Source organism: Stagnimonas aquatica (assembly GCF_003730135.1).
In the GTDB taxonomy this organism is placed as follows: Bacteria; Pseudomonadota; Gammaproteobacteria; order Nevskiales; family Nevskiaceae; genus Stagnimonas; species Stagnimonas aquatica.
The window spans coordinates 218,346-243,161 of the sequence record NZ_RJVO01000004.1; the positions used below are offsets into that span (position 1 = coordinate 218,346).

The window sequence follows — 24,816 nt, forward strand, 5'->3', positions numbered from 1 at the left end:
GTAGGATCGGGAGGCCGGCAGGGGTGTCGGCTCAGAAAGCAACAACCATCAAGGGAGAAGCATCATGGCAGAGGGAAGCTTCAACAACTGGGTCAGCGGCATCGCCGCGCTACTGGGCTTGGTGTCCACCGGCGCTGCCAGCTATGGCGCCTGGCAGGCCGAGCTGGCAAAGCAGAAAGCCGGCGACGCGCAACTGGCCGCCGAGACCGCCGGCCGGGCCTTTGCGGAGCTGCAATACCGCGACAAGCAGCAGTTCGAGCTTTACGGAAAGATCGAAGGCCTGCTCAAGGAGGCCAGCGACGGCTCACTGGTATTGGCGGCGACTTACGTGGCCCTGGTTGGCGATCCACGCGCCAAGGCGGTGTGGTGCGCGGCGGTGCTCAACTACGCCCACATCCGCGAAACCGCGCTGACGCCGGCCGAGCGCAACGCCGTGCTCTACGCCAAGGAGTGCCTCAGCGACGCCGCCGAGCAGCGCGCCGAACCCGTGGCGGTGGCCGCCGCCAAGATGGTGGCCGGCACTGCACCGCTGGTCGCCGCGCCGATGGTGGCGGCCACGACCACAGCCACAGCAACGGCAACGGCGGCGCGCTGGCCAGACAAGAAGATCGTCGCGCAAGGCAAGGCGCTGGGCTACGACATTGACGTGTTCGCCTGCGAGTCCGGCGGGGCGGCCAGTCGGACCCGCGCAGAGCAGTTGGCGGCGCGTCTGGCGCTGCAATCCAGCCAGACCGGCAAGATCGCGCATGCCGATCTCGGCCGGGTGCGCCTGCGCTGGCTGAGCCTGGCCCAGGAAGCCGGCGGCGGCTACCCGGCCGGCCGCAATCAGGTGCAGGCCGACGACGACCGCAGCGAGGAGCGGATCGCCGAGGCTCTGGCGCTGCTGGGCGAGGAAGCGACTGGGCAGAGCTTCACGGCCGGGCGCTCGGCTTCGGGGACGGACTTCTATCTCAGTGTGTTTGCTTGTGCGCCCTAGGAACGAGCTTGCCACAGGCTTCGATCACGGCGCTCCTGGCCTCCTCCGCTGCGCCAGCGCGCCCAAGTCCCTCCTCCCCCGCGTGCGGGGGAGGATTGAGGTGGGGGCGGTTGGGCTGGGCTGGGCTCAGGGCTAGCCGCGACTCGGGTTCGGCGACGGAGTGCCATTTGAACCGGGCTGCGGAGGGGCGCTGCTGCGCGGCGCGCGCTCTGTTCTGGCCTCTTCAGGCGGCCTTGGCCGCACCGGGGCGCTGCTGCGCGGCGCTCACACTGATCGAAGTTCTTCCCGCGGCCTCACTCATCCCCACCCAGCAGCCCACCAAGCAGGCCGCCGGTGGCGACGCCGCCGAGCAGCGAGCCCTGGTCGCGCGAGCTGCCGCCGATGGCCGGGGCGGCCATGACGATGCGGTTGGCCATGCGCGACAGCGGCAGCGATTGCAGCCATACCGTGCCGGGGCCGCGCAGCAGGGCGTAGAACAGGCCTTCGCCGGAGAACAGCGCGCTCTTGAGCTTGCCGACGTACTGGATGTCGAAGGAGACGCTGGGTTGCAGGGCGACGATGCAGCCGGTGTCGACGCGCAGCACTTCGCCGGGGGCGAGGTCGCGGCGGTACAGGGTGCCGCCGGCGTGCACGAAGGCGAGACCGTCGCCCTCCAGCTTCTGCATGATGAAGCCCTCGCCGCCGAACAGGCCGACGCCCAGCTTCTGCTGGAAGGCGATGCCCAGGCTCACGCCCTTGGCGGCGCAGAGGAAAGAGTCCTTCTGGCAGATCAGGGTGCCGCCGACTTCGGGCAGGTTCACCGGGATGATGGTGCCGGGGTAGGGCGCGGCGAAGGCGACCTTCTTCTTGCCGACCGGCGCCTGGTTCTGGAACACGGTGGTGAACAGGCCCTCGCCGGTAATCAGCCGCTTGCCGGCGCCGGCCAGCTTGTTCCAGAAGCCCTTGCTCTGCGCCGAGCCATCGCCGAACAGGGTGTCCATCACCACGCCGTCTTCCATGAACATCATGGCGCCGGCCTCGCCGATGGCGGCCTCGCCCGGGTCGAGTTCGATCTCGACGAACTGCATGTCTTCGCCGTAGAGCTTGTAGTCGATGACGTCCATGGCCATGGGCCGGTTCTCCGTGTGTCGGTTTTGGGGGGAAAGGGAAAAATCAGTGCGCCGCGTCGCCGCCGGATGAGGGCGGTTCGGCGCCGGCTTGCAGTTGCACGCTGGCGCCGGGGCTGAGCTTCTGCAGGCCAGCCACCGCCACCTGCTCGCCGGCCTTGAGACCTTCGGTGATCTCGGCGCGGCCGGGTTCGCGCTGGCCGACCTTCACCGTGCGCAGCTCGGCCTTGGCGTCAGCGATCACGTAGACGAACAGCTGCTCGCCCTGCGGGAATACCGCCTGCTCCGGCACCACCAGGGCATCCTCGCGTACCGAGGTTTCCAGTTGCACGCGCGCGAACAGGCCGGGCTTGAGGCGGCCGCCGGCGTTTTCGAGGCGCGCGCGCACGGCGATGCTGCGGCTGCTGTCGGCGATACGCGGGTCGATGGCGTAGACCTCGCCGGCGAAGCGCTCGCCGGGGTAGGCATCGACCTCGGCCTGCAATTTCTGCCCGGGGGCCAGCAGCGGCAGCGCCGATTCCGGCAGGCGGAAGTCCAGCTTCATCGGGTTCATTGCCTCCAGGTTCACCAGCGCCTGGCCGGGCGAGACGTAGTCACCGACAGCCACCGTGCGCAGGCCGGCGACACCGGCGATGGGAGCGAGGATGCGCATCTTCGCCAGCTTGGCCTGCGCCATCTGCACCGCCGCGCGATTGACTGCCAGGGCGGCGGCGACGCTGTCGCGCTCGCTGGCGGCGATCAGGCCGCGCTGGGCGATCTCCCCGGCGCGGCGGTCGTTGCGTTCGGCCAGCGCCAGATTGGCCTGGGCCTGCGCCAGTTCGGCACGGTTGAGGATGTCGTCGAGTTCGATCAGCACGGTGCCGCGCGCCACCGGCTGGCCTTCGGCGAAGCCGATGCGGCTGACCCGGCCGGCGACTTCGGCGGCGATGGTCACCGACTCGTTGGACTCCAGGCTGCCGACCGCATTCAGGCTGCGCCGCAGCGGCTGCTTTTCCACCGAGGCGACTTGCACCAGCACCGGCGGTGCGGCCTTCTTCGGGCTCTGGGGGGCGGCCGCGCCGCCGCCTTCGGAGCAGGCGGCCAGCAGGCCTAGCAGCAGCGGCGTGGTCAGCAGGCTCAAGCGCATTGGGAATCCTGGGTCGAGATTGGGGCCCCGGATGGAGCCCGGGGCCTGGGGCTTAGTTCCGCGTCGGGGCGCTAAATGCGGGCCACCAGCGCGGTCAGCTGCTCGCCCTTGGCATAGGCGCGGAACAGGGTCCGCGCCAGCACCCCGATCAGCGGCCGGATCTCGTCCGGCGTGAGGTGCCGCATCGGCAGCACGAAGGCCTCGATCAGGGAGATGATCGCCCTTGCCATGTCCTCCAGATCGTCGCCGAGATCCAACTGGCCGGCGGCGACGCCGCGCCGCAGGGCGTCGGCGATGGCTTTCTGGCTCTCCGACTCGAAGGCGCGCTGGGCGGCGATCAGCTCGGCGGTCTCCGGGGTCGAGGGAATCAGCCAGTAGCCCGCGACGCCGTGCTGGATGCGCGGATCGGCGAACAGTCGCACCAGGCCCTGGAACATGATGACGATGCCCAGCGCGCCGTCGGGGGACTGCCGCATGGGTGCGAACACGTCTTCGTTGAAGATGTCGTGCAGGCGCTTCAGGCAGTCCAGATAGAGCGCTTCCTTGCCCGGGAAGTGCCAGTACAGCGCCCCCTTGCTGAGCTTGGCGCCCTTGGCGATGTCGCCGATGGAAACGCCCTCGTAGCCGAAGCGGCCGAACAGTTCGAAGGCGTGCGCGCGCAGGGTTCCCAGCGTGTCTTCCTGCAGGTGTGCGGGTTTTCGGGCCATCGGGCTTGAGCGGCGAATGGCGCCCTGGCGGGCGCGGCGTCCTTGCGGCGGGGTTCGGGAATGGAGATCGTTCGGTCGGCATTATCGCAGCTGCCTTCCACCCGCAGCCAGCGGCTGGGAGCCGGCCTGTGTTCCGCCGACTTAACCCCGTTTGCCGGCATGCGCCGTTTATGGCGATGACCCTGCCGGAGACTCCCATGCCGCCACGCCCCTGTCTGCCCCGCCTCGCCCTGCTGCTGACCACCGCCAGCCTGCTGGCCTGCTCGACCACCGCCAGCCCGCCGCCAGCTGCGCCGCCGCCACCGCTCCCCGAGGCCGCTCCGGCACCCGCCGCGTTCGCCGCCGCCACCCGCGCCGAGGCCGATGCCCGCGCCCAGGCCAAGAGCAGCAGCCAGCGCATGGCCGCCGTCGGCGCGGCCTACCTGATGGCGCCCGCGCCGCCGCTGCCGCCACCGGTGGCAGCGGACCGCGAGAAATACCAGGCGCCGGAGCAGAACCCGGTGCGGCAGGTCAGTGAGCAGCCGGTGTCCACCTTCAGTATCGACGTCGATACCGGCAGCTACAGCAATACCCGGCGCATCCTGGGCGAGGGGCGGCTGCCGCCGGCGGATGCGGTGCGGGTCGAGGAATTCATCAACTACTTCGACTACGGCGACGCGCCGCCGCGCACGCCGGAGACCCCGTTCGCGGTCTATACCGAAGTGGCGCCGACGCCCTGGAACGCCAACACCAAGCTGCTGCGCATCGGCCTCAAGGGCTATCAGCCGGCTGGACCGCTGCCGGCTTCGAATCTGGTGTTCCTGGTCGATGTCTCGGGCTCGATGAACGAGCCGAGCAAGCTGCCCTTGGTGCGTTCCTCGCTCAAGCTCCTGGCCCGCCAGCTCACGGCGCGCGACCGCATCAGCCTGGTCACCTATGCCAGCGGTACCGAGGTGGTTCTGGAGCCGACCCCCGGCGACCAGACCGCTGCCATCGAGCAGGCCATCGACCGCCTGCAGGCCGGCGGCGGCACCGCCGGTGCGGCCGGTATCACGCTGGCCTACCAGCAGGCCGAGAAGGCCTATATCAAGGGCGGCAACAACCGCGTGCTGCTGGCCACCGACGGCGACTTCAATCTCGGCGTCACCCGCTTCGAGTCGCTGATTGATCTCATCAAGGAGAAGCGCAAGACCGGCATCGCGCTCACCACGCTGGGCTACGGCGGCGGCAACTACAACGATCATCTGATGGAGCAGGCGGCCGATGCCGGTGACGGCAACCACGCCTACATCGACTCCCTGCAGGAGGCGCAGAAAGTGCTGGTGGCGCAGCGCGCGGCGACCCTGCTGACCATCGCTCGCGATGTGAAGGTGCAGGTCGAATTCAACCCGGCGCAGGTCAGCGAGTACCGGCTGATCGGCTACGAGAACCGCGCGCTCCGGCGCGAGGATTTCAGCAACGACGCGGTCGATGCCGGCGACATCGGCGCCGGCCACAGCGTCACCGCGCTCTACGAAATTGCGCTGGTCGGCGAGGGCGGCGAGCGCAACGAGCCGCTGCGCTATGGCAGCGCGCCGTCACCGACGCTGACCGCCAAGAACGCCGAGCTGGCGTTCGTGCGCCTGCGCTACAAGCGGCCGGATCAGGACCAGAGCCGTCTGATCGAGCAGCCGGTCCGGCGGCCCGACGCCCATCAGCGCTTCGCCGAGGCCAGTGCTTCGCTGCGGCTGGCGGCGGCGGTGGCGGCCTTCGGTCAGCGCCTGCGCGATGGTCGCTATCTGGAGGGCTACGACTACCCGCAGATCGCGGCCCTGGCGCGCGGCGCCTCGGCGGCGGATGCCGGCAACAATCTCGGTGATTTCCTGCAGCTGCTTGGCTTGGCGCAGGGCTTGTCGGCGCGGCCGCCGGCCGGCGCCGCCGTGAACGGTGAGTGAAAGTCTCGGGCTCGCCTTTCCGGCGGCGCGGTCTTTGGCCGATGATGCGGTCATGCCCGCGTCCATCGCCGATCCTGCCGCCGACGACTCCGTTAGTGACGAAGGGCTGATGCAGCGTTACGCCGCCGGTGAGGCCGCCGCCTTCGAGCCGCTCTACCGGCGTCACAAGGACGGGCTCTGGCGCTACTTCCTGCGCCAGGGCTGCGACCAGGCGAGCGCCGCCGAGTTGTTTCAGGAGGTCTGGTCGACGCTGATCCGCACCCGGACCAGCTACCGGCCGAGCGCGCGCTTCGCCACCTGGCTCTACCGGCTGGCGCACAGCCGGCTGGTCGATCACTGGCGCCTGCGTCGACCGCAGGACGCGCTGGACGAGGACGACGAGCGTCTCGCCGATTCCGAACACCGCAGTCCGCCGGCACGCGCCGGTCAGGCCGAGCAGGCGCAGCGCCTGCTGACGGCGCTGGCCGGCCTGTCGCCGGAGCAGCGCCAGGCTTTTCTGTTGCAGGCCGAGGCCGGCTTGAGTCTGGAAGAGATCGCCACCGAGCAGGGCGTGGGCCGGGAAACCGTGAAATCCCGCCTGCGCTATGCGCTGGCCAAACTGCGAAAGGAGCTTGCCGATGTCTGGCCCTGAGCATCTGCCTCCGGACGACCGCGAGCTGGAGGAGTTCCTCGCCGGCCAGGGGCCGCAGCTCGCGCGCTACCGCGCCGCCTCCCGTGAACAACCGCCGCCGGCCTTGGATGCGCAGGTGCTGGCGCAGGCCCGGGCCGCGCTGCCGGCCCGGCGTGGGGTGCTGCAAGGCTGGCGCCTGCCGCTGTCGCTGGCCGCAACCCTGGTGCTGGGCTTCGGTCTGCTGAGCCGCGTGCAGCGCGAGCCCCTGCCGCCAGCGGTATTGCCGGCGCAGCAGGCGGATGGCGCGGAGGCGGCGATGCTGGCTTCGGGGTCGGCGGCGGCGCCACTGGCCGAGCAGCAGGCTGCGGCGACCGCTAGGCCTGCCGAGGCCGCGCGTAGCCTTGCTGAAGCAGCGCGGCGGGATCAGGACAGGGCACGGGCGCGGGCCGCGTTGTCGGCGAACCAGGCCGCCATGGCATCGGCGCGCCAGCGGGAGGCGGAGGCGTCGGCGAAGCAGGCCGCTGCCGTCGCCGCAGTGCCGCCGCCGGTGCTAGCCCAGGCCGAACCGACCCCGACCCCGACCCCGACCTCGACCCCGGCACCGCCATCACCGCCACCGCCACCGGCGCTGATGTCGATGGCGCCTGCTCCCGCTCCCGACGGCCCAGGTCCGGCGGCGAGCCTTGCCGATGCCAACGCCAACGCCAACGCCGATGCGGCGGTCGCGGCAGCGCCGGCTGCGGCCTGGCAGGCGCGCGGTCCGGTCGCCGCAAAGACGGCGCCCCGGCCGCTGGCGCAGGCAGCCGTCGCCACCGGCGCGGAAACCGCGTGGCGCTACCGCGACGATCAGGGCCGGGTGCTGGAGTTGCCGCCCGGCCGATACCGCCTGCGGTCGGCCGGCGGCGAGCTGCTGGCGAGCGGCGAGCGCCGCTGCATCGAAGGGGATCGCGAACAGCTGCTGGGCTTGGGCGGCGAGGGCGACTGCCGGCTCTGGCTGGAGCCCCTGGAGACCGAGGCCGGGCGGCGCCTGCTGGCCGGCGACTGCGAGTCTGACTTCAAGGGCGAGTACCGCCGGCTGGAACCGGAGCGCTGACTGGCTCCGGCTCCCGGCGGCGGCCTCGCTCAGCCCGGTTTAGCGCCCAGCACCCGCGCCGGTAGTGTCAGCAGGGCCCGCAGCAGGCCGAACACGCCGTCCACCGCGATGCCGAGCAGGCGGAACGGCAGGCTGATCAGCCAGACCAGCGGCCAGAGCAGCAGGGCCAGCAAGGCCAGCGGCCAGCAGAGCACGAACAGGATCAGCCAGCCGATCAGGACGAAGAGAGTGCCCATGGTCGTGCTCAGCTCTTCTCGTCGCGTTCGAGCTTTTCGATCTCGCGCTTCAGGGCGTCATCCTTGGACAGGGCGGTTTCCTCCATGCGGCGCAGGCGTTCGTCCAGGCGCGAGAAGCGTTCCTTGATCTCGCGCAGGTCGGTGCTCACCGTCGCCGTGCCGCCGGAGCCGCCACCGCCGGTCGGGGCACTCGGCGCCGGCGGCGTGTAGTCGTTCCACTTCGGACGCGGGCCGGGCAGCTGGTCGCCGTCGTCCATCAGATACCAGAGCACGGCGTAGATGACGAACACGGCCCAGAAGGCGGTGAAGATCGCCAGCAGCACCACCACCAGCCGGACCAGCTTGAGCTTCCAGTCAAAGTAGTCGGCGATGCCGGCGCAGACGCCGGAAATCCAGCCGTCTCCGGGGTAGCGGCGCATCTCGGCAAGAAAGCCGGTACGGAACTTCGAGTTGTTGCTCATGAGGGTGTGTCTCCAATCAGGACATCACTGCGGCGGAAGGCTGTTTTGGGGCAGTGCAAGGAAGCGAGGCTGCGCGATGGTTGATGCCATCGAAAGACTCGCTGACGCCGCAATGCCCCAAAACAGTCCCGCCCCGAAGGGTTGCTGGCCAAAAACGCGTCATGCTGCGTTGCTCGCCTAGCCAAGGCGGCCAGCCTTGGCGTCGGCGCGCGCCTTGCCTGACGCGTTTTTGACCGGCAACGCAGCGATGTCCTGATTGGAGACACACCCTAGCGTCTCCAGCCAGGACGATCAGCGTCCATCAGGGTTTCCATGGCTTCCAGCCGGCGCTCCAGGCGCTCGGCGATGCGGGCGATCTGCGCCAGCTCGGCGATGTCGGGGCCGAGAACGGGCGCCGGTGCCTCGCGCTTGGCGCGGGCGCGGTAGTGCAGGAACAGCCACATCGGCACCACGAAGAGAATCAGCAGGACCAGCGAGACGCCCATCAGCACCATGAGTACCTGGATGCCTTCCGGCATGCCGCTCATGCTGACGTTGACCGCGTGGCTGGCGGCGTCGGGGAGTTTGTCTACGGTGATGTCCACGGTGGGCGGCCCTTAGTTTTTCTGTTGCAGTTTGCCGCGCAGGCGGGCGAGCTCGCCCTCCACCGCATCGGCCTGTTCGAGTTGCGCGAACTGGTCTTCCAGCTTGCGCTTGCCGAGATCATAGGCTTCCGCCTCGGCGTCCAGACGATCCACATCGCGTGCCAGGGCGTCGAGCGCGTCGCCGGTCTTGGTCTCGTGGAGCGCGCCCTTGACCTGCTTGCGGGCGCTGGCCGACTCGCCGCGCAGGGCCAGCAGGCGCTGGCGGCTGCGCGCCTCGGCCAGTTTCACCCGCAGGTCGGCGAGATCGGTGTCGAGCTTCTCGATCTCGGCCTCCACCGGCGGCAGCAGGCCGACGATCTGCGCGCGCTCCTCGCTCAGTCGCAGCTTGACGGCCAGGGCGCCACGGGCGAGGTCTTCGCGGTCCTTGGCCAGGGCCAGTTCGGCCTTGCGCTCCCAGTCCTGGGACTGTTCGTCCAGCTCGCCGATGCGGCGCTGGATCTCCTTCTTGCGCGCCAGGGCGCGGACGGCGGCGGAACGGGCTTCCACGAGGGTGTCCTCCATTTCATTGATGATCAGACGCGCCGTCTTGAGCGGATCGTCGGAGGCGTTCAGCAGGGCCTCGAGATCGGCCTGCTGAACGTCCTTGGTGCGGGAAAAGATGCCCATGGTCTTTACCGAGCCTCAGGCGGCCTTGGGGCTGGCATCGTCGCTGCGCGCCAGCAGGCGGCAGAGGCCGTAGACGGCCAGGAACGGCAGCGCCAGCACCGCCAGCGGCAGCAGGGCCGCGGTCGCCAGCAAGGGCGCGGTCAGCGGCACCAGCACCACCATGGCCAGCAGCGCGAAGGGCGCGATCAGCACCAGCAGCAGGACGAGGGCAAGGAAGCGGAGCAGGGATTTCATGGTCAGTCTCGGTATCGCGACGGGGTGCTTCGGGGCGTAACGGATGTGGGTGCGGCTTACTGGACCAGCGCGCGCAGCCAGCGGTGCAGGCTGGTGGTGCTCGGCTGGGCCTCGCTGCGCACCTGCATGTAGCGGGCGGCGCGGCTGGGGGCCGACTTCTCGGCGCGGGCCAGACGCAGCGCGCGCCACTCGCTTTCGGCGTAGGTGCGGGTCGGGGTGACGATCACCCGCTCCAGCACCACCGGCTCGGCGGCGGCACGCAGCTGGGCGCCGGCCTGGGCGGACTGGCTGTAGGTGACCGGGGCCAGATAGGTGACGCCGGCGGCGTAGGTGACCGGCTGGGTGTAGGTCACCGGAGTATTGAAGGTGATCCCTTCGGCCTGAGCGGCGAAGGAAAGGGCGGCGAGAGCGGCGAGGGTGGCGATGCGGTTCATGGGGCTGGTCCTTGGCTTGTGTGTGGCTTGTGCCCCTAATAAAGCCAGGCGCGTGCCAGGGCCAAAAAAAATCTGATAAGACGCTGAAATAAAAAGATTTATAGGTGTTTTTATGAGTCTGAACCGAGCCGTGATATTGGTGATAATAGTTCAATAGTGGTAAAAAATACCACTTAATGGAAAACATGAGAGACAGCGAACTCGAAGAAGTTGCGCCGCCACCCCTGGTCGGCGAGTCCGAGTGCTTCCTGGCGGTCATGGAGCAGGCCTCGCGGGCGGCGCGGCTGAGCAAGCCGGTGCTGGTGATCGGCGAGCGCGGCTCCGGCAAGGAGCTGATCGCCTCGCGTCTGCACTATCTGTCCGAGCGCTGGGCCAAGCGGCTGGTGAAGTTCAACTGCGCGGCGGTCAACGACGAGCTGCTGGAGTCGGAGTTGTTCGGCCATGTCGCCGGCGCTTTTACCGGTGCGGTGAAGGCACGCGCCGGCCGCTTCGAGCTGGCCCATGGCGGCACTCTGTTTCTCGACGAGCTGGCGAGCATGAGCCTGCGTCTGCAGGAGAAGCTGCTGCGGGTGCTGGAGTACGGCGAGTTCGAGCGGGTCGGCTCCTCGGAAACTCAGCGGGTGGATGTGCGGGTGGTCGCGGCGGCCAATGTCGATCTGCCGGCCATGGCCGCCAGCGGCCGCTTCCGGGAAGACTTGCTGGATCGTCTTTCCTTCGAGGTCATCACCCTGCCGCCACTACGCGAGCGCCGCGAGGACATCCTGTTGCTGGCGCAGAAGTTCGGCGAGGGCATGGCCCGCGAACTGGGGCGCGAATACTTTGCCGGCTTCTCGCCGGCTGCCGAGCAGCAGCTGCTGGACTATTCCTGGCCCGGCAACGTCCGCGAGCTGAAGAACGCCGTGGAGCGCGCCGTTTACCGCCTGGACAACGCCCGCCGGGTGGTGGAGCGGGTGGCGGTGGACCCCTTCGAGTCGCCGTTCAGGATGTCCGGGGCGGCGCCGGCCGGCACGGTCGGATCGGCGGCGGCGGCCCTGCCCCCGGTCGCGGTGGCCCCGGTGGCCGGGCCCCTGGCGCCGCCGCCCTCGGTCTGGAAGTTTCCGCTCGACTTCAAGACCCAGGTCGCTGACTACGAGGTGCGCCTGCTGCGCGCGGCGCTGGCGCAGGCCCAGTTCCGGCAGACCCGCGCGGCGGAGTTGCTGGGGCTCAACTACCACCAGCTGCGCGGCCTCTTGCGCAAGTACGACCTGCTCAAGGAGCTGCGCGGCGAGTAGAGCTCAGTCCGCCGGCTGCGGCACCTTGCGCACCTGGTCCGGCTGGTAGCCCTGCGCGGCCGCCCGCCGCAGGATCGCCTGGTAGGTCGCCTCGTCGAGCTGGCGCTCGCGGGCCAGGACCCAGAGCAGGCGGCGGGAGGGGTGGCCGATCACCGCCCAGCGGTAGTCCGGGTCGAGGTCGATCACCAGGTAGCTGGCGGTGAACGGCCAGACGAACTGCACCGCCCACTCGGCATTGCTCTGGGTGTTGACCACCCTGGCGGTGCCTTTCCAGGTTTCCTCCGGCGCATCGAGGCGCTCGCGGCGAAAGGTGAAATCGTTCTGCAGACGGCCGTCCGGGCGTCGGGCATAGCTGTCGTAGCTGGCGACCTTGCCCTGTTCCAGCCAGTAGGGAATGTGGGCGATGACGTACCAGCGGCCCAGGTAGCGGTCGAGGTCGAGGTGGTCGACGGTCTTCAGCGGCGGCTGGCTGGCGCAGCCGCCCGACGCCAGGCTGGCGAGCAGGATCAGTGCGCTGACGAGTGGACGTGCGATGTTCATGCAGTGCCCGTACGGGTTTCGTCGTCTTCCAGACGCAGCAGCTCCGCAGCGCGGGCGCCCGGCGAGGCCAGGCGGCGGCAGAACAGAGCGTAGAAGGCCGGCGTCACATAGAGCGTCAGCAGGGTGGAGAAACTCACCCCGAAGAAGATCACCGTGCCCAGCGCCACCCGCGCCTCGGAACCGGCACCGCTGCCGAGCATCAGCGGCACTGCGCCGGCGACGGTGGCGATCGAAGTCATCAGGATCGGCCGCAGGCGGATGCCCGAGGCCTCCAGCAGGGCCTCGTGGAAGCCCTTGCCGGCATCGCGCAGCTGGTTGGCGAACTCGACGATCAGGATGCCGTTCTTGGTCGCGAGGCCGATCAGCATGATCAGGCCCACCTGAGAGTAGATGTTGAGCGAGAGGTCCATCTGCAGAAGACCGAACAGGGCGCCGGCAATGCCCAGCGGCACCGTGGTCAGGATCACGAAGGGCTGCACCAGGCTCTCGAACTGCGCGGCCAGCACCAGGAACACCACCAGCAGCGAGGCGGCGAAGGCGGCGTAGAGCGCGGCTCCGGATTCCTTCAGCTCGCGCGAGTCGCCGCGATAGCGGATCTGCACCTCGGCCGGCAGTTCCTCGCGGATCACGCCTTCCAGATAGTCCAGCGCCTCGCCGAGCGGATAGCCCGGTGCCAGTCCGGCGTTGAGGGTGATGCTGCGCAGGCGGTCGTAGCGGTTGAGGCTGGGCGAGCTGGCGCCCTCGCTCTGGCTGACCAGGTTGCTGAGCGGCGTCAGATTGCCGCTGCTGCCGCGCACGTAGAGGCGGTCCAGCTCTTCCGGTGTGCGCCGACGTTCATCCTCGGCTTGCAGGATCACCTCGTATTCCTCGCCACGGTCCAGCCATTTGGTGACCCGGCGGCCGCCCATGAAGGTTTCCAGGGTGCGGCCGATGGTGCTGGAGGAAACGCCGACATCGGCGGCCTTGACCAGATCGACGCTGAGTGCGATCTGCGGCTTGGTGGCCTTGTAGTCGGAGTCCAGGCGCAGCAGGCGGGGGTTTTCGCGCTGCACGCGGGCAAATACCCGGTCGCGCCAGGCGGCGATGGTCTGGTAGTCGGGGCCGCCCAGGGCGATCTGCACCGGCTGTCCCGGCCGGCCGCCGAAGGCGGCGCGCTCCAGAGCGGTGAGGCGGGCGTCGGGGATGTCTTTCAGTCGGTCGTTGAGCTGCTGGGTGATGACATGCGAGCTGGGGCGCTCGCCCCAGGGCGCCAGCGCCAGCAGCACATTGCCGCTGTTGACCTCGTCGCCGCCGCCGAAGCGCGGCGTGCGGGCAATCGCGCGCTCGGCTTCGCCGCGCTCGACATAGGGCATCACCAGGCTTTCTGCGGAGCGCATCACCCGCAGCATGTAGGGCAGGCTGGCGCCCTCCGGGCCGTCGGCCTGGATGAACACCTGGCCGCGATCTTCCTGCGGCGCCAGCTCCTTGGGCAGCAGGCCATAGAGGAACCAGCTCAGTCCGAGCAGGGCGAGCGTCACTGCCACCGCCCAGGCCGGACGCTGGATGGCCGGCCTGAGGCTGCGCTGGTAGCCGCGCGACAGCGCCGCGAACAGGCGGTCGAGGCGGCTCTCCGACGGCGGCTCGCCAGCCCTATGGCCGCGCAGCACCGTGGTGGCCAGCGCCGGCGCCAGGGTCAGGGCGGTGATGCCGGAACAGGCGACGGCGGCGGCCAGGGCCAGCGAGAACTCGCGGAACAGGCGGCCGATATTTCCTTGCAGCAGCGAGATCGGCGCGAACACCGCGATCAGCACGGCGGTGGTGGCGATCACCGCCATCCCCACTTCGCGCGAGCCCCGGAAGGCTGCGAGCAGCGGTGGTTCGCCCAGTTCCAGCCGGCGGTGGATGTTTTCGATGACGACGATGGTGTCGTCCACCACCAGGCCCACCGCCAGCACCAGGGCCAGCAGGGTGAGGATGTTCACCGAGAAGCCCAGCACGTAGAGGAAGGTGAAGCTGGCGATGAGGGCGATGGGCACCGTCAGCGCCGGGATCAGGGTCGCGCGCAGGCTGCCCAGGAACAGCCAGATCACCACCACCACCAGCACCGCGCATTCGGCCAGGGTGCGCAGCACTTTTTGCAGCGAGGCTTCGATGAACAGCGAGGAGTCGAATACCACTTCCAGCTTCATGCCGGGTGCCAGGCCGCTGTTGATCTGCGCGACCTGGGCGCGCACTGCCAGCGCCATTTCCAGGGCGTTGGCCTTGGACTGCTTGATGACGCCGATCCCGAGGCCCTCGATGCCGTTGACGCGGTAGTCGTTGCGCGGGTTCTCCGGTGCGACTTCGACCCGCGCGACATCGCTCAGCCGGACCGGGTAACCGTCGCTGCCGCGGGCGATGACCATGTTGGCGAAGTCGGCCGGCGACTTCAGGCCGCGCGCTGCGCGCAGGTTGAATTCGCGCTCGCTGGATTCGATGCGCCCGGCCGGTAGCTCGACGTTCTGGTCGCGCAGCGCGGTTTCGATGTCCCCGGCGGTGAGGCCGCGTGCCGCCAGCCGCTCGGCCGACAGCCAGATGCGCAGCGCCTGGCCGCGGTCGCCGGAGAGGAACACGCTGGACACGCCGTTGACCACGCTCAGCCGGTCCACCAGATAGCGCTCGGCATAGTCGGTGAGCGCCATGCGGTCGGCGCCGGCCTGCGACAGCACCAGGAACATCACCGGATCGGCGTCGGCGTCGGCCTTGGAGATTTCCGGCGGGTCGGCCTCGTCGGGCAGGTCGTTGAGCGCCCGCGAGACCCGGTCGCGCACGTCGTTGGCGGCGGAGTCGATGTCGCGGTCGAGATTGAATTCCAGGGTGATGTTGCTGCGGCCGTCGCGCGAGCTGGAGCTGATGCTCTTGATGCCCTCGATGCCGGCCACCCGGTCTTCGAGCAGGCGGGTGATCTCGCTTTCCACCACCGAGGCATTGGCGCCGGAGTAGAAGGTGGCGACCGAGACTACCGGCGGGTCGATGTCCGGATACTCCCGCACCGGCAGGGCGGACAGCGCGAACAGGCCGAAGCTGACCAGCAGGGCGTTGATCACGCAGGCCAGGACGGGGCGTTGTACCGACAGGTCGGAGAGCTTCACGGCGGGCGGGGGAGGCAAGTGGCGAGGGGTAGACCCTGCTGATCCGGGCGGGTTCGCATCGGGGCCGGGCGTATTGTCGCTGCTGCGGGTTAAAGTGGCAGTACCGCCGTTGCGCGACGCCTGCCGGCCGCCGTGCATCCGGTGTCTCGTTCGTCCTATCCGTGGTTACCGTCGCCCATGACCGTCTCCCATCGCAGCTTGGTTTCGCGTTCTGTTCTGCTGATCCTGGTCTCCCTGTGGCTGTCCGGTTGCGAGAGCGAGCGCAAGATCTACGCGCTGACCCAAACCGGCAAGATTCTCGGCTTCGACAGTTCGGCGCCGGACAAGATCGACAGCGAAGTCAGTGTGAGCGGCCTGTCCAGCGGCGAAAGTCTGGTGCAGATCGCCTACCGCCCGGCGACCGGCGGCTACTACTGCCTCACCAGTGAGGAGCGCCTGTGCACGCTGGACCCGCAGTCCGGCAATGTCAGTCTGGTCGGTACTGTCGCGTTCAGCAGCACGGCGCTGCCGAATGCGGCGATCGACTTCAATCCGGTAGTGGACCGGCTGCGGGTGGTGGCCAATACCGACAATCTGCGGGTGAATCCGGCCGATGGCAGCCTGCTGGCCACCGACACCGATCTCGCCTATGACGAGGACGATGCCAATGACGGCCGCTCGCCGCAGTTGGCGGCGATTGCCTACGACCACAACGATAGCGGCGCCGCCAGTACCACGCTTTATGGCCTGGATGTCGTGACCCAGAGTCTGGTGCGGATCGGTAGTGAGGGCGGCAGCCCCGAGTCCCCCAACGGCGGCAAGCTGTTCACCATCGCCAAGACCAGTGTCGCCTTTACCGCCAACGCCGCGCTCGACATCGAGCCGGGCGGCGACACTGCCTATGCGGTGCTCGGCGCCAACGGTGTCGGCGCTGCCCTGTATCGGCTGAATCTGTCCGACGGCAACGCCGATCTGGTCGGCAGCATCGATGACGGCGACCGCACCATCATCTCGCTGGCGGTGGCGCCCGAGGAAAAGACGGACCGCAACACCAACTGAGTCGGCTGGGCGGCATCCGGTTCGCGGCGCTCCTGCCAGCGGCTGCGGGCTCTCTTCGCGCATTGGTCGGCTGGCGCGTGGTCATGCCGGGCCGGCCAGTGTCGACGGTGCTTTCTTGTGCAGGCTCCTCGCGCGGATAGTCCCTCGCTGGTCGGCGACTGTCTGCTGGCTTCCCCGTCGTTCGTCTCCCGTATCGCCGGCCGCCGATCCTGGGTCTGGACAAACTAACATCACCTGTTAGGATGCGCGCCCATGAACTTCAGCGTCCACTTCGACGAGGCCACCATCGACCGCCTCGGCGCCGCCGTCGAGCGTAGCGGGCTGACCCGCAATCGCATCATCGTGCAGGCGGTGCGGGAGTGGCTGGAGCGCAACGAGGAGCCGGGTTGGCCGGAGAGCCTGCGCGAGCACTTCCGCAATCCGGCGCCGGAGCTGGTGGAAGAGGCCCTGGACGTGCAGGCCTGGGCCAGCGCCCTGGCGCCCGAGCGGGAGCCGCGCTGGTGATCCGGTACCTGCTCGATGCCGCCACCGTCGCTGCCGCCGTGCAGGGCCGGCTGCCGGTGGTGCTGCGCCTGTCCCGGCTGAAGCCGGGCGAGGTGGCGGTGTCGGCGGTCAGCAAGATGCAGGTGGAGGTCGCCCTGCGCCGCGCGCCGCGCGCCCAGCCGCGCTATTCGCGGCTGCTGCGGGACTTCTTCGAGGCCGTGCGGGTGCTGGACTTCCGCGCCGAGGACGCCGGTCAGTTGGTCGGCCTCGCGCCCTATCTGCCGCAGGACGCCGGCAGCCCCTCGGCCTACGAGCTGCTGCTGGCCGCCACCGCGCTCTCGCACCGGCTGACCCTGGTCACCGATACACCGCAACGCTTCGCTTTCGTCCCCGGCCTGGAAGCAGAGTCCTGGGCCAAATAACCACAAAGCTGCACCCCCAACCCCTGGAGACCCCGATGTCCCGCATCTTCAATTTCAGCGCCGGCCCTGCGACCTTGCCGGAATCCGTTCTCAAGCAGGTTCAGTCAGAACTGCTGGACTGGCGCGGTGCGGGCATGGGCGTGATGGAGATGAGCCACCGCGACAAGGAGTTCATGTCCATCGCCAGCCAGTGCGAGGCGGACCTGCGCGAGGTGCTGGCGGTGCCGGCCAATTACAAGGTGCTGTTCATGCAGGGCGGCGCCACCGCGCAGTTCGGCATCGTTCCGCAGAACCTGCTGCGCGGCAAAACCAGCGCCGACTTCGTGCTGACCGGCGACTGGGGCAAGAAGGCGGCCAAGGAAATCACCAAGTTCGGCAAGGCCAACATCGCCGCCAGCGCCGAGGCCGAGAAGTTCAACCACATCCCGGATCGCGCCGGCTGGAAGCTGGACCCGAACGCCGCCTACGTGCACATCACCACCAACGAGACCATCCACGGCGTGCAGTTCCGCGAGGTTCCCGAAGTGGGCGCGGTGCCGCTGGTGGCGGACGCCTCCTCCGACATCGCCTGCCGTCCGCTCGATGTCAGCAAGTTCGGCCTGATCTATGCCGGCGCCCAGAAGAACATCGGTCCCGCCGGCCTGACCCTGGTGATTGTCCGCGACGATCTCATCGGCCAGACCCTGCCCGGCACCTTCGGCATCCACGACTACAAAGCGGTCGCCGACAACGAGTCCATGCTCAACACCCCCAGCACCTTCAGCTGGTACGTCTGCGGCCTGGTGTTCCAGTGGCTGAAGGCCGAGGGTGGCCTCAGCGCCGTCGGCGCCCGCAACGAGCGCAAGGCCAAGGCGCTGTACGACTACATCGACAGCCAGGACTTCTACAAGAACCCGGTGAAGAAGGAAGACCGTTCGATCATGAACGTGCCGTTCACCCTCGCCAACGCCGAGACCAACGATGCCGAGTTCCTGAAGGGCGCCAAGGCCGCCGGCCTCAACGGCCTGAAGGGCCACCGCGCGGTCGGCGGCATGCGCGCCTCGATCTACAACGCCATGCCGGAAGCCGGGGTCGCGGCGCTGATCGACTACATGAAGGAATTCGTCCGCACGCGCGGTTGAGCCGGATCAGGCCGAGTGCCTGGCATGGCACTCGGCCCCCGGCGAACGCCCGGCCGCCTTCTGCTTGGATCGGGACTGACTCAAGGTCAGTCCCGCTTGAGGCAGAAGGCCTGTCGGGCCGGGCTGCGATCAGGAGGCAGAAGGCGCGGCAGTAATGCCGGGGCGAAAACCGATTTCGAGAGAGCAAAACCAATGTTCAAAATTCAAACCCTCAACAACATTTCCCCCCTGGGCCTGGAGCGGCTGCCGCGCGGCAGCTACGAGGTTGCCAGCGAGATCGGCAGCCCCGACGCGGTGTTGGTGCGCAGCGCCGACATGCACAAGCTGGAAATTCCGGCCAGTGTCAAAGCGATCGGCCGCGCCGGTGCCGGCACCAACAACATTCCTGTGGCGGCGATGAGCCAGCGTGGCGTGCCGGTGTTCAACGCGCCGGGCGCCAATGCCAACGCGGTGAAGGAGCTGGTGCTGGCCGGCCTGCTGATGGCGGCCCGCAATATCCCGCAGGCGCTGGACTTCGTGAAGAAGCTCGACGGCGACGACCACGCCCTGCACAAGCAGGTGGAGGATGGCAAGAAGAAGTTCGTCGGCTTCGAACTGCCCGGCCGCACCCTCGGCGTGATCGGCCTCGGCGCCATCGGCGTGAAACTGGCCAACACGGCGGTCGAACTGGGCATGGAAGTGTTCGGCTACGACCCGGCGATGACCGTGCAGAACGCCTGGAAGCTCGACAGCCGGGTCAAGCAGGCGCTGTCGGTGGACGATCTGGTGGCGAAGTCGCAGTTCATCTCCGTGCATGTGCCGCTCTTGGAGGCCACCCGTGGCCTGATCAATGCCGAGCGCCTGAAGCTGATGAAGAAGCAGGGCGTGATCCTCAACTTCGCCCGCGCCGAGATCGTCGATGACCGGGCGGTGGTCGAGGCGCTGGCGGCCGGCACGCTGCACGCCTATGTCTGCGACTTTCCGTCCAACGCGCTCAAGGGCAATCCTCGGGTGCTGGCGACGCCGCACCTGGGCGCCTCCACCGGCGAGGCCGAGGACAACTGCGCGGTGATGGTGGCCGAGCAGATCCGCGAGTTCCTGGAGGTGGGCAATGTCCGCAATTCGGTGAACTTCCCGGAAGCGGTGATGCCGCTGTTGCCGGGCAAGACCCGCCTCACCGTGGTCAATGCCAACGTGCCCAACATGGTCGGCCAGATCACCACGGCGCTGGCCAAGCACAACCTCAACATCGCCGACCTGCTCAACAAGTCGCGTGGCGACATCGCCTACACCCTGGTCGACATCGACTCGGCGGTGGGCGAGGCGGTGGTGGCCGAGATCGCCGCCATCCAGGGCGTGCTGAAGCTGCGAGTGATCGCGGCGCGCTGAGCCTGCGGCGGCGGTCAGGGCGGAACTGGCGGCGCGAAGTGAGTAGACTTCGCGTCCGCCGTTGCGCCATGGACTGCCGCCGACCCCTGAAATGACCGTCAGAACCCTTCCCCAGGCCCGTACCGAGATCGACGCGCTGGATCGGCAGATCCAGGAGCTGATCAGCCAGCGTGCCCGCATCGCCCAGGAAGTCGCCCACATCAAGCAGCGTCAGGGCGATACCGGCGATCACTACCGGCCTTCGCGAGAGGCGGAAGTGCTGCGCGCCGCCATGGCCCGCAACACCGGCCCGCTTACCGACGAGGTGGTGGCCAAGCTGATGCGCGAGATCATGTCGGCCTGCCTGTCGCTGGAGTCGCCGCTGACCATCGCCTACCTCGGGCCGGAAGGCACCTACACCCAGGCGGCGGTGCTCAAGCACTTCGGCGAGGCGGTGACCGCCCGGCCGGTGACCGCCATCGACGAGATTTTCCGCGATGTCGAATCCGGTGCCGCCGACTACGGCGTGGTGCCGGTGGAGAACTCCATCGGCGGCGTGGTCAGCAATACCCTCGACGCCCTGGTGCACACCAAGCTGCGCATCTGCGGCGAGGTGACCCTGCCGGTGCATCACCATCTACTGTCGGTGGAATCCGATCCGAGCAAGGTCAGCAAGGTCTACGCCCACGCGCAGTCGTTCGCGCAGTGCCGCAAGTGGCTGGACGCGCGTCTGCCCAAGGCCGACCGCGAAGCGCTGGCTAGCAACGGCGCCGCCGCCCAACTGGCCAAGCAGGAAGGCGCCGGTGTGGCGGCGATTGCCTCCTTGCAGGCGGGCAAGCTCAACGGCCTCAACATCCTCGCCAGCAACATCGAGGACGATCCCAGCAACACCACCCGCTTCCTGATCATCGGCAAGCAGGATCCGACGCCCACCGGCCACGACCTCACCGCCGTGGTGCTGTCGGCGCACCGCAACCAGCCGGGCGCCTTGTTCACCCTGTTGCAGCCTTTCGCCGACGCCAAGCTCGATCTCACCCGCATCGAGTCGCGGCCGATGAAGGGCGCGCCGGTGCAGGACTACTTCTTCTTCGTCGACTTCATCGGCCACGCCAACGACGAGCCGGTGAAGAAGGCGCTGGATGCGGTGCGTGCCAATGCCGCGTTCTTCAAGGTGCTGGGCTCCTATCCCCAGGCCGCCATCTGAGTGATTGCCCCCATGTCCGCCCTGACCCAAAACGCCACTCCCGGCGTGCTGTCGCTGGAACCCTACAAGCCCGGCATGCCGCTGGACGAGCTGCAGCGCCAGCTCGGCATCAGCGATGCCATCAAGCTGGCCAGCAACGAGAACCCGCTCGGCCCCAGCCCGAAGGTGAAGGCGGCGCTGGCCGAGGCCATCGCCAACCAGGATCTGGCCCTGTATCCGGACGGCGGCGGCTTCAAGCTGAAGGCGGCGGTGGCGAAGATGCACGGCATCGACCCCAGCCGCGTCACTCTCGGCAATGGCTCCAACGACATGCTGGAGTTCCTTGGCCGCATCTATCTGGGGCCGGGGCGGGCGGCGATGTTCAGCCAGCACGCCTTCGCGGTGTATCCCATCGTCACCCAGTCGCAGAGCGCCGAGGCGGTGATCGTGCCGGCGCTGCCGCGCAGCCACCCGACCATGCCGCTGGGTCACGACCTGGAGGGCTTCAAGAAGCTCTGGCGCGATGACATCAGCATCGTCTTCATCGCCAATCCCAATAACCCGACCGGCACCTGGCTGCCGGCGCAGGACATCGAGGCCTTCCTCGCCTTCGTGCCCAAGCAGGTCATCGTCGTGCTGGACGAGGCCTACTGGGAGTACCTCGACCCGGCGCTGCGCGGCGACGTGCGCGGCTGGCTGGACAAGTACCCCAATCTGGTCGTCACCCACACCTTCTCGAAGACCTACGGCCTTGCCTCGCTGCGCGCCGGCTATGCGCTGTCCTCGCCGGAAGTCGCCGACCTGATGAACCGGGTGCGCCAGCCGTTCAACAACAACAGCCTGGCGCTGCTGGCGGCGGAAGTGGCGCTGGCCGATCAGGAGCACGTCAGGAAGTCGGTGGCGCTCAACAACAGCGAGCGCGCCCGGCTGGAGGCTGAGCTGGCCAGGCTGGGGCTGAGCTGGCTGCCCTCGCAGGCCAACTTCCTGGCCATCGACTTCGGCCGCGACGCCGCGCCGATCCACCAGGCGCTGTTGCAGAAGGGCATCATCGTGCGGCCCACCGCCAGCTACGAGATGCCGAACTTCCTGCGCATCACCATCGGCACGCCGGCGCAGAACGACCGGCTGCTGAAAGCACTGCAGGAGATTCTGCAGTGACGTTCGTAGGGTGGGCCTTGGCCCACGCGGCCTCGCATGCTCCGGCCCATGTGGGCACGCTGCGCTTTGCCCGCCCTACGTCGCTGCGGGAAATCCTGGCATGACGGGCCGCGCGTGAAGCTGGCCGTCGTCGGCCTGGGCCTGATCGGCGGCTCGTTCGCGCGTGCGCTGCGGGCGGCCGGCCAGGTCAGCTCCATTCGTGGCTACGACGCCGACGAGCGTCAGCGGCGTTTGGCGGTGGACCTCGGGGTGGTCGATGCCGCGCCCGGCAGCACCGCCGAGGCGGTCGCCGATGCCGATCTGGTGGTGCTGGCGGTGCCGGTGCTGCGCACCGCCGAGGCCATGGCCGCCGTGCTGCCCGCGCTCAAGGCGGGTGCCGTGGTCACCGATGTCGGCAGCACCAAGCAGTCGGTGCTGGCCGATGTGCAGGCGGTCTGCGGCGCGCTGCCGCCCTGGTTCGTCGCCGGGCATCCCATCGCCGGCACCGAGAAGAGCGGGGTGGCCGCCTCCAATGCCGAGCTGTTCCGCAACAAGCGGCTGATCCTGAGCCCGCATGCCGCGCAGGACGCGGGAGCGCTGGCGCTGGTGCGCGGCCTCTGGGAGTCGGTCGGCGCCCGGGTGGTGGAAATGGACGCCAGCCGACACGACGCCATCTTCGCCGCCACCAGTCACCTTCCGCATGTGCTCGCCTATGCCTTCGTCGACATGCTGTCGCGGCTGGGCGACGCCGAGGAAATCTTCGCCAACGCTGGCGGCGGCTTCCGCGACTTCACCCGCATCGCCAGTTCCAGCCCACGCATGTGGCACGACATCGTGCGCGCCAACCGCGAGTCGGTGGCCGGCCTGCTGGAGCAGCAGATCGCCGAGCTTTCCGAGCTGCTGGGCCTGATCCGCGACGAGCAATGGCCGGCCTTGCAGGCTCGCTTCGAGCGCGCCCGCAATGCCCGCGAGCAGCACCTCGCCCACATCGAATGAGCATGAATCAGAGCAACCTCAGCTATACCGTCGCTCCCGGCGGCCAATTGCACGGCCGCCTGCGGGTGCCGGGCGACAAGTCCATTTCCCACCGCGCGGTGATGCTGGCCTCGCTGGCCGATGGGGTGTCGGAAATCACCGGCTTCCTCAGTGGCGAAGACTGCCTGTGCACCATGAAGGCCTTCCAGAAGATGGGGGTGCGGATCGAGCGGCTGGGCGACACCCATCTGCGCGTGCACGGCGTCGGCCTGCGCGGGCTGAAGGCGCCGGCGTCGGCGCTGGACATGGGCAATTCCGGCACCGCCATGCGGCTGATGTGCGGCCTCCTGGCCGGACAGCCGTTCGCCAGCACGCTGATCGGCGACGCTTCGCTGTCGCGGCGGCCGATGAAGCGGGTCATCAACCCGCTGGCGACCATGGGCGCACGCATCGAGTCGCAGGACGGCCGCGCGCCACTGCAGGTGCAGGCGGTGCAGGGCGGGCTCAAGGGCCTGCGCTATGACTCGCCGGTGGCGAGCGCGCAGGTCAAGTCCTGCCTGCTGCTGGCCGGGCTCTACGCCCAGGGCCGCACCGAGGTCTACGAGCCGGAAGCCAGCCGCGATCACACCGAGCGCATGTTCCGCGCCTTCGGAATCGAGGTGGAGGCGCGCGAAGGCTATGCGGCGGTGCAGGGCGGCCAGTCGCTGCGCGCAGCCGACATCGCAGTGCCGGCCGACATCTCCTCCGCCGCCTTCTTTCTGGTTGGCGCCGCCATTAGCCCCGGCTCGGACGTGACCCTGGTCGAGGTCGGCATCAACCCGACCCGGGACGGCATCGTCACCATCCTCCGTCAGATGGGCGCGCAGATTGACCTGCTTAACGAACGCCAACTGGGCGGCGAGCCGGTTGCCGACCTGCGGGTGCGCGGCAGCCGCCTGAAAGGGGTGCATATCGGCAAGGAACTGGTCGCCAGCGCCATCGACGAGTTCCCGGTGCTGTTCGTGGCCGCCGCCTTCGCCGAGGGCGAGACGGTGGTGACCGGCGCCGAGGAGCTGCGGGTGAAGGAATCCGACCGCATCCAGACCATGTGCGACGGCCTCAGGGCGCTGGGGATTTCCGCCATCGCCACGCCGGACGGCATGCGTATCTGCGGCGGCCGCATGCACGGTGGCGAGGTGGACAGCCATGGCGATCACCGCATCGCCATGAGTTTCGCGATGGCCGCGCTGTGCGCCGAGCAGCCGATCCGCATCCTCGACTGCCTGAACGTCAACACCTCCTTCCCCGGCTTCGCCACGCTGGCGGCGGGCGCCGGTCTGCGTCTGACCGTGAGCGGGTCATGAGTACGGTCCCGGTCATCGCCGTCGATGGCCCGGCCGGCGTCGGCAAGGGCATGGTCACCCGCTGGCTGGTGCAACGCACCGGCTTTCATCGCCTCGACTCCGGCGCGCTGTACCGCATCCTGGCGCTGGCGGCGGTGGCGGCCGGCGTCGATCTCGACGCGCACGCGGCGGTGGCGGCGCTGGCGCCGGGCCTGCAAATCAGCTTCACCGGCAGCAGCGAGGACGACGAGGCGATCCTGGTCGGAGGTCAGGACTGGACCCGCGAGCTGCGCGCCGAGACCACCGGTGCGCTGGCCTCGCGCATCGCGGTCTCGCCCGAGGTGCGAGAGGCGCTGCTGCAACGCCAGCGCGACTTCCGCCTCGCGCCCGGTCTGATCGCCGACGGCCGTGACATGGGCACGGTGGTGTTCCCGGATGCCCGGCTGAAACTGTTCCTCGACGCCAGCCCGGAAGAACGCGCGACCCGACGCCAGCGGCAGTTGAGCAAAGCCGGCATTGCTGCTAATTTCGCCACCCTTTGTGAAGAAATCCGGGCGCGCGACGCCCGGGATCGTGGTCGGGCCGTGGCGCCTTTGAAGCCGGCAAGCGACGCGCATCTCATTGACACAACAGGACTTTCCCCCGAAGCCGTGCTGGCGAGGGTGGAGGCGCTGAGCGTTGCCGCCGGATTCTGAATCCTGGGCTTTTGCCCCGGTTTTTG

At 68.7% G+C, this 24,816-nt stretch carries 26 protein-coding genes; 15 read left to right on the forward strand and 11 right to left on the reverse strand.

The window, feature by feature from the left end; translation table 11 throughout:
* Nucleotides 1-64 precede the first annotated feature (64 nt).
* A complete protein-coding gene (locus tag ED208_RS10560) occupies nucleotides 65-976 on the forward strand; it encodes a hypothetical protein (protein ID WP_123211859.1) in 912 nt (303 codons plus the stop codon).
* 293 nt (nucleotides 977-1,269) lie between these two features.
* On the opposite strand, the gene ED208_RS10565 is transcribed toward ED208_RS10560, so the two are convergent.
* From ED208_RS10565 to ED208_RS10575, 3 genes are all read right to left on the reverse strand, one after another.
* Nucleotides 1,270-2,085: an AIM24 family protein gene (locus tag ED208_RS10565; protein ID WP_123211860.1), complete on the reverse strand. Its 816-nt coding sequence runs from the start codon at nucleotides 2,083-2,085 to the stop codon at nucleotides 1,270-1,272.
* 43 nt (nucleotides 2,086-2,128) lie between these two features.
* Nucleotides 2,129-3,208: an efflux RND transporter periplasmic adaptor subunit gene (locus ED208_RS10570; protein WP_123211861.1), complete on the reverse strand. Its 1,080-nt coding sequence runs from the start codon at nucleotides 3,206-3,208 to the stop codon at nucleotides 2,129-2,131.
* A 71-nt stretch (nucleotides 3,209-3,279) separates the two neighbouring features.
* The gene (locus tag ED208_RS10575; RefSeq protein WP_123211862.1) at nucleotides 3,280-3,915 is read right to left on the reverse strand and encodes a TetR/AcrR family transcriptional regulator; all 636 of its coding nucleotides are present in this window, start codon (nucleotides 3,913-3,915) and stop codon (nucleotides 3,280-3,282) included.
* A gap of 197 nt (nucleotides 3,916-4,112) precedes the next feature.
* Here ED208_RS10575 and ED208_RS10580 point away from each other — a divergent pair, with 197 nt between their 5' ends.
* From ED208_RS10580 to ED208_RS10590, 3 genes are read left to right on the forward strand one after another with little or no spacing between them, the layout of a single operon-like run.
* On the forward strand, nucleotides 4,113-5,828 hold the full coding sequence (locus ED208_RS10580) for a vWA domain-containing protein (RefSeq protein WP_123211863.1): 1,716 nt from the start codon (nucleotides 4,113-4,115) through the stop codon (nucleotides 5,826-5,828).
* Nucleotides 5,829-5,880: 52 nt separating this feature from the next.
* Nucleotides 5,881-6,459, forward strand: coding sequence for a sigma-70 family RNA polymerase sigma factor (locus ED208_RS10585; protein ID WP_123212019.1), 579 nt, complete (start codon nucleotides 5,881-5,883; stop codon nucleotides 6,457-6,459).
* On the forward strand, nucleotides 6,446-7,531 hold the full coding sequence (locus ED208_RS10590; RefSeq protein ID WP_123211864.1) for a hypothetical protein: 1,086 nt from the start codon (nucleotides 6,446-6,448) through the stop codon (nucleotides 7,529-7,531). Before ED208_RS10585 ends, ED208_RS10590 begins: the two co-directional genes overlap by 14 nt.
* 29 nt (nucleotides 7,532-7,560) lie before the next feature.
* On the opposite strand, the gene ED208_RS10595 is transcribed toward ED208_RS10590, so the two are convergent.
* The 6 genes from ED208_RS10595 to ED208_RS10620 form a co-directional block, all read right to left on the reverse strand.
* On the reverse strand, nucleotides 7,561-7,767 hold the full coding sequence (locus ED208_RS10595; protein WP_123211865.1) for a hypothetical protein: 207 nt from the start codon (nucleotides 7,765-7,767) through the stop codon (nucleotides 7,561-7,563).
* Between the two features lie 8 nt (nucleotides 7,768-7,775).
* Nucleotides 7,776-8,228, reverse strand: coding sequence for a PspC domain-containing protein (locus tag ED208_RS10600; RefSeq protein WP_123211866.1), 453 nt, complete (start codon nucleotides 8,226-8,228; stop codon nucleotides 7,776-7,778).
* 269 nt (nucleotides 8,229-8,497) lie between these two features.
* Nucleotides 8,498-8,812 carry an envelope stress response membrane protein PspB gene (gene pspB / locus ED208_RS10605; RefSeq protein ID WP_123211867.1) on the reverse strand — a complete coding sequence of 105 codons (315 nt, stop codon included), beginning with the start codon at nucleotides 8,810-8,812 and terminating at the stop codon, nucleotides 8,498-8,500.
* Nucleotides 8,813-8,824: 12 nt separating this feature from the next.
* Entirely contained in the window at nucleotides 8,825-9,478 is a 654-nt protein-coding gene (locus tag ED208_RS10610) for a PspA/IM30 family protein (RefSeq protein ID WP_123211868.1), read from the reverse strand.
* A gap of 15 nt (nucleotides 9,479-9,493) precedes the next feature.
* The gene (locus ED208_RS10615; RefSeq protein ID WP_123211869.1) at nucleotides 9,494-9,712 is read right to left on the reverse strand and encodes a hypothetical protein; all 219 of its coding nucleotides are present in this window, start codon (nucleotides 9,710-9,712) and stop codon (nucleotides 9,494-9,496) included.
* 56 nt (nucleotides 9,713-9,768) lie between these two features.
* Nucleotides 9,769-10,146, reverse strand: coding sequence for a hypothetical protein (locus tag ED208_RS10620; RefSeq protein ID WP_123211870.1), 378 nt, complete (start codon nucleotides 10,144-10,146; stop codon nucleotides 9,769-9,771).
* A 185-nt stretch (nucleotides 10,147-10,331) separates the two neighbouring features.
* On the opposite strand from ED208_RS10620, the gene pspF reads away from it, so the two are divergent.
* Nucleotides 10,332-11,417 (forward strand): phage shock protein operon transcriptional activator, encoded by a 1,086-nt coding sequence (gene pspF / locus ED208_RS10625; RefSeq protein ID WP_123211871.1) that lies wholly within the window; start codon nucleotides 10,332-10,334, stop codon nucleotides 11,415-11,417.
* Between the two features lie 3 nt (nucleotides 11,418-11,420).
* On the opposite strand, the gene ED208_RS10630 is transcribed toward pspF, so the two are convergent.
* Nucleotides 11,421-11,957, reverse strand: coding sequence for a lipocalin family protein (locus ED208_RS10630; protein ID WP_123211872.1), 537 nt, complete (start codon nucleotides 11,955-11,957; stop codon nucleotides 11,421-11,423).
* Entirely contained in the window at nucleotides 11,954-15,067 is a 3,114-nt protein-coding gene (locus ED208_RS10635; RefSeq protein ID WP_123211873.1) for an efflux RND transporter permease subunit, read from the reverse strand. The genes ED208_RS10630 and ED208_RS10635 overlap by 4 nt, the downstream gene beginning before the upstream one ends.
* 177 nt (nucleotides 15,068-15,244) lie before the next feature.
* Here ED208_RS10635 and ED208_RS10640 point away from each other — a divergent pair, with 177 nt between their 5' ends.
* From ED208_RS10640 to cmk, 10 genes are all read left to right on the forward strand, one after another.
* Nucleotides 15,245-16,105 (forward strand): DUF4394 domain-containing protein, encoded by an 861-nt coding sequence (locus tag ED208_RS10640; RefSeq protein WP_123211874.1) that lies wholly within the window; start codon nucleotides 15,245-15,247, stop codon nucleotides 16,103-16,105.
* Nucleotides 16,106-16,357: 252 nt separating this feature from the next.
* Nucleotides 16,358-16,609, forward strand: coding sequence for a CopG family ribbon-helix-helix protein (locus ED208_RS10645; RefSeq protein WP_123211875.1), 252 nt, complete (start codon nucleotides 16,358-16,360; stop codon nucleotides 16,607-16,609).
* A complete protein-coding gene (locus tag ED208_RS10650) occupies nucleotides 16,606-17,010 on the forward strand; it encodes a PIN domain-containing protein (protein WP_233575010.1) in 405 nt (134 codons plus the stop codon). Before ED208_RS10645 ends, ED208_RS10650 begins: the two co-directional genes overlap by 4 nt.
* A 35-nt stretch (nucleotides 17,011-17,045) precedes the next feature.
* Nucleotides 17,046-18,131: a 3-phosphoserine/phosphohydroxythreonine transaminase gene (gene serC, locus ED208_RS10655; protein WP_123211876.1), complete on the forward strand. Its 1,086-nt coding sequence runs from the start codon at nucleotides 17,046-17,048 to the stop codon at nucleotides 18,129-18,131.
* Between the two features lie 192 nt (nucleotides 18,132-18,323).
* The gene (locus tag ED208_RS10660) at nucleotides 18,324-19,499 is read left to right on the forward strand and encodes a phosphoglycerate dehydrogenase (RefSeq protein WP_123211877.1); all 1,176 of its coding nucleotides are present in this window, start codon (nucleotides 18,324-18,326) and stop codon (nucleotides 19,497-19,499) included.
* A gap of 91 nt (nucleotides 19,500-19,590) precedes the next feature.
* Entirely contained in the window at nucleotides 19,591-20,682 is a 1,092-nt protein-coding gene (gene pheA, locus ED208_RS10665; RefSeq protein WP_123211878.1) for a prephenate dehydratase, read from the forward strand.
* Nucleotides 20,683-20,694: 12 nt separating this feature from the next.
* The gene (gene hisC, locus ED208_RS10670; RefSeq protein ID WP_123211879.1) at nucleotides 20,695-21,819 is read left to right on the forward strand and encodes a histidinol-phosphate transaminase; all 1,125 of its coding nucleotides are present in this window, start codon (nucleotides 20,695-20,697) and stop codon (nucleotides 21,817-21,819) included.
* 114 nt (nucleotides 21,820-21,933) lie between these two features.
* Nucleotides 21,934-22,794 carry a prephenate dehydrogenase gene (locus ED208_RS10675; protein WP_233575012.1) on the forward strand — a complete coding sequence of 287 codons (861 nt, stop codon included), beginning with the start codon at nucleotides 21,934-21,936 and terminating at the stop codon, nucleotides 22,792-22,794.
* 2 nt (nucleotides 22,795-22,796) lie between these two features.
* A complete protein-coding gene (aroA, locus tag ED208_RS10680) occupies nucleotides 22,797-24,116 on the forward strand; it encodes a 3-phosphoshikimate 1-carboxyvinyltransferase (protein ID WP_123211881.1) in 1,320 nt (439 codons plus the stop codon).
* The gene (gene cmk / locus ED208_RS10685; protein WP_123211882.1) at nucleotides 24,113-24,790 is read left to right on the forward strand and encodes a (d)CMP kinase; all 678 of its coding nucleotides are present in this window, start codon (nucleotides 24,113-24,115) and stop codon (nucleotides 24,788-24,790) included. Before aroA ends, cmk begins: the two co-directional genes overlap by 4 nt.
* Nucleotides 24,791-24,816 lie beyond the last annotated feature (26 nt).

Excerpts from the sequence above, each read along its gene's own strand:
- ED208_RS10610 (WP_123211868.1), bottom strand. The coding sequence starts at position 9,478 with ATGGGCATCTTTTCCCGCACCAAGGACGTTCAGCAGGCCGATCTCGAG.
- ED208_RS10640 (WP_123211874.1), top strand. The coding sequence starts at position 15,245 with ATGACCGTCTCCCATCGCAGCTTGGTTTCGCGTTCTGTTCTGCTGATC.
- ED208_RS10600 (WP_123211866.1), bottom strand. The coding sequence starts at position 8,228 with ATGAGCAACAACTCGAAGTTCCGTACCGGCTTTCTTGCCGAGATGCGC.
- serC (WP_123211876.1), top strand. The coding sequence starts at position 17,046 with ATGTCCCGCATCTTCAATTTCAGCGCCGGCCCTGCGACCTTGCCGGAA.
- ED208_RS10615 (WP_123211869.1), bottom strand. The coding sequence starts at position 9,712 with ATGAAATCCCTGCTCCGCTTCCTTGCCCTCGTCCTGCTGCTGGTGCTG.
- cmk (WP_123211882.1), top strand. The coding sequence starts at position 24,113 with ATGAGTACGGTCCCGGTCATCGCCGTCGATGGCCCGGCCGGCGTCGGC.
- aroA (WP_123211881.1), top strand. The coding sequence starts at position 22,797 with ATGAATCAGAGCAACCTCAGCTATACCGTCGCTCCCGGCGGCCAATTG.
- ED208_RS10585 (WP_123212019.1), top strand. The coding sequence starts at position 5,881 with ATGCCCGCGTCCATCGCCGATCCTGCCGCCGACGACTCCGTTAGTGAC.
- ED208_RS10660 (WP_123211877.1), top strand. The coding sequence starts at position 18,324 with ATGTTCAAAATTCAAACCCTCAACAACATTTCCCCCCTGGGCCTGGAG.
- ED208_RS10570 (WP_123211861.1), bottom strand. The coding sequence starts at position 3,208 with ATGCGCTTGAGCCTGCTGACCACGCCGCTGCTGCTAGGCCTGCTGGCC.
- ED208_RS10620 (WP_123211870.1), bottom strand. The coding sequence starts at position 10,146 with ATGAACCGCATCGCCACCCTCGCCGCTCTCGCCGCCCTTTCCTTCGCC.
- hisC (WP_123211879.1), top strand. The coding sequence starts at position 20,695 with ATGTCCGCCCTGACCCAAAACGCCACTCCCGGCGTGCTGTCGCTGGAA.
- ED208_RS10575 (WP_123211862.1), bottom strand. The coding sequence starts at position 3,915 with ATGGCCCGAAAACCCGCACACCTGCAGGAAGACACGCTGGGAACCCTG.
- pspF (WP_123211871.1), top strand. The coding sequence starts at position 10,332 with ATGAGAGACAGCGAACTCGAAGAAGTTGCGCCGCCACCCCTGGTCGGC.
- ED208_RS10565 (WP_123211860.1), bottom strand. The coding sequence starts at position 2,085 with ATGGCCATGGACGTCATCGACTACAAGCTCTACGGCGAAGACATGCAG.
- pheA (WP_123211878.1), top strand. The coding sequence starts at position 19,591 with ATGACCGTCAGAACCCTTCCCCAGGCCCGTACCGAGATCGACGCGCTG.
- ED208_RS10630 (WP_123211872.1), bottom strand. The coding sequence starts at position 11,957 with ATGAACATCGCACGTCCACTCGTCAGCGCACTGATCCTGCTCGCCAGC.
- ED208_RS10595 (WP_123211865.1), bottom strand. The coding sequence starts at position 7,767 with ATGGGCACTCTCTTCGTCCTGATCGGCTGGCTGATCCTGTTCGTGCTC.
- ED208_RS10580 (WP_123211863.1), top strand. The coding sequence starts at position 4,113 with ATGCCGCCACGCCCCTGTCTGCCCCGCCTCGCCCTGCTGCTGACCACC.
- ED208_RS10560 (WP_123211859.1), top strand. The coding sequence starts at position 65 with ATGGCAGAGGGAAGCTTCAACAACTGGGTCAGCGGCATCGCCGCGCTA.
- ED208_RS10645 (WP_123211875.1), top strand. The coding sequence starts at position 16,358 with ATGAACTTCAGCGTCCACTTCGACGAGGCCACCATCGACCGCCTCGGC.
- ED208_RS10590 (WP_123211864.1), top strand. The coding sequence starts at position 6,446 with ATGTCTGGCCCTGAGCATCTGCCTCCGGACGACCGCGAGCTGGAGGAG.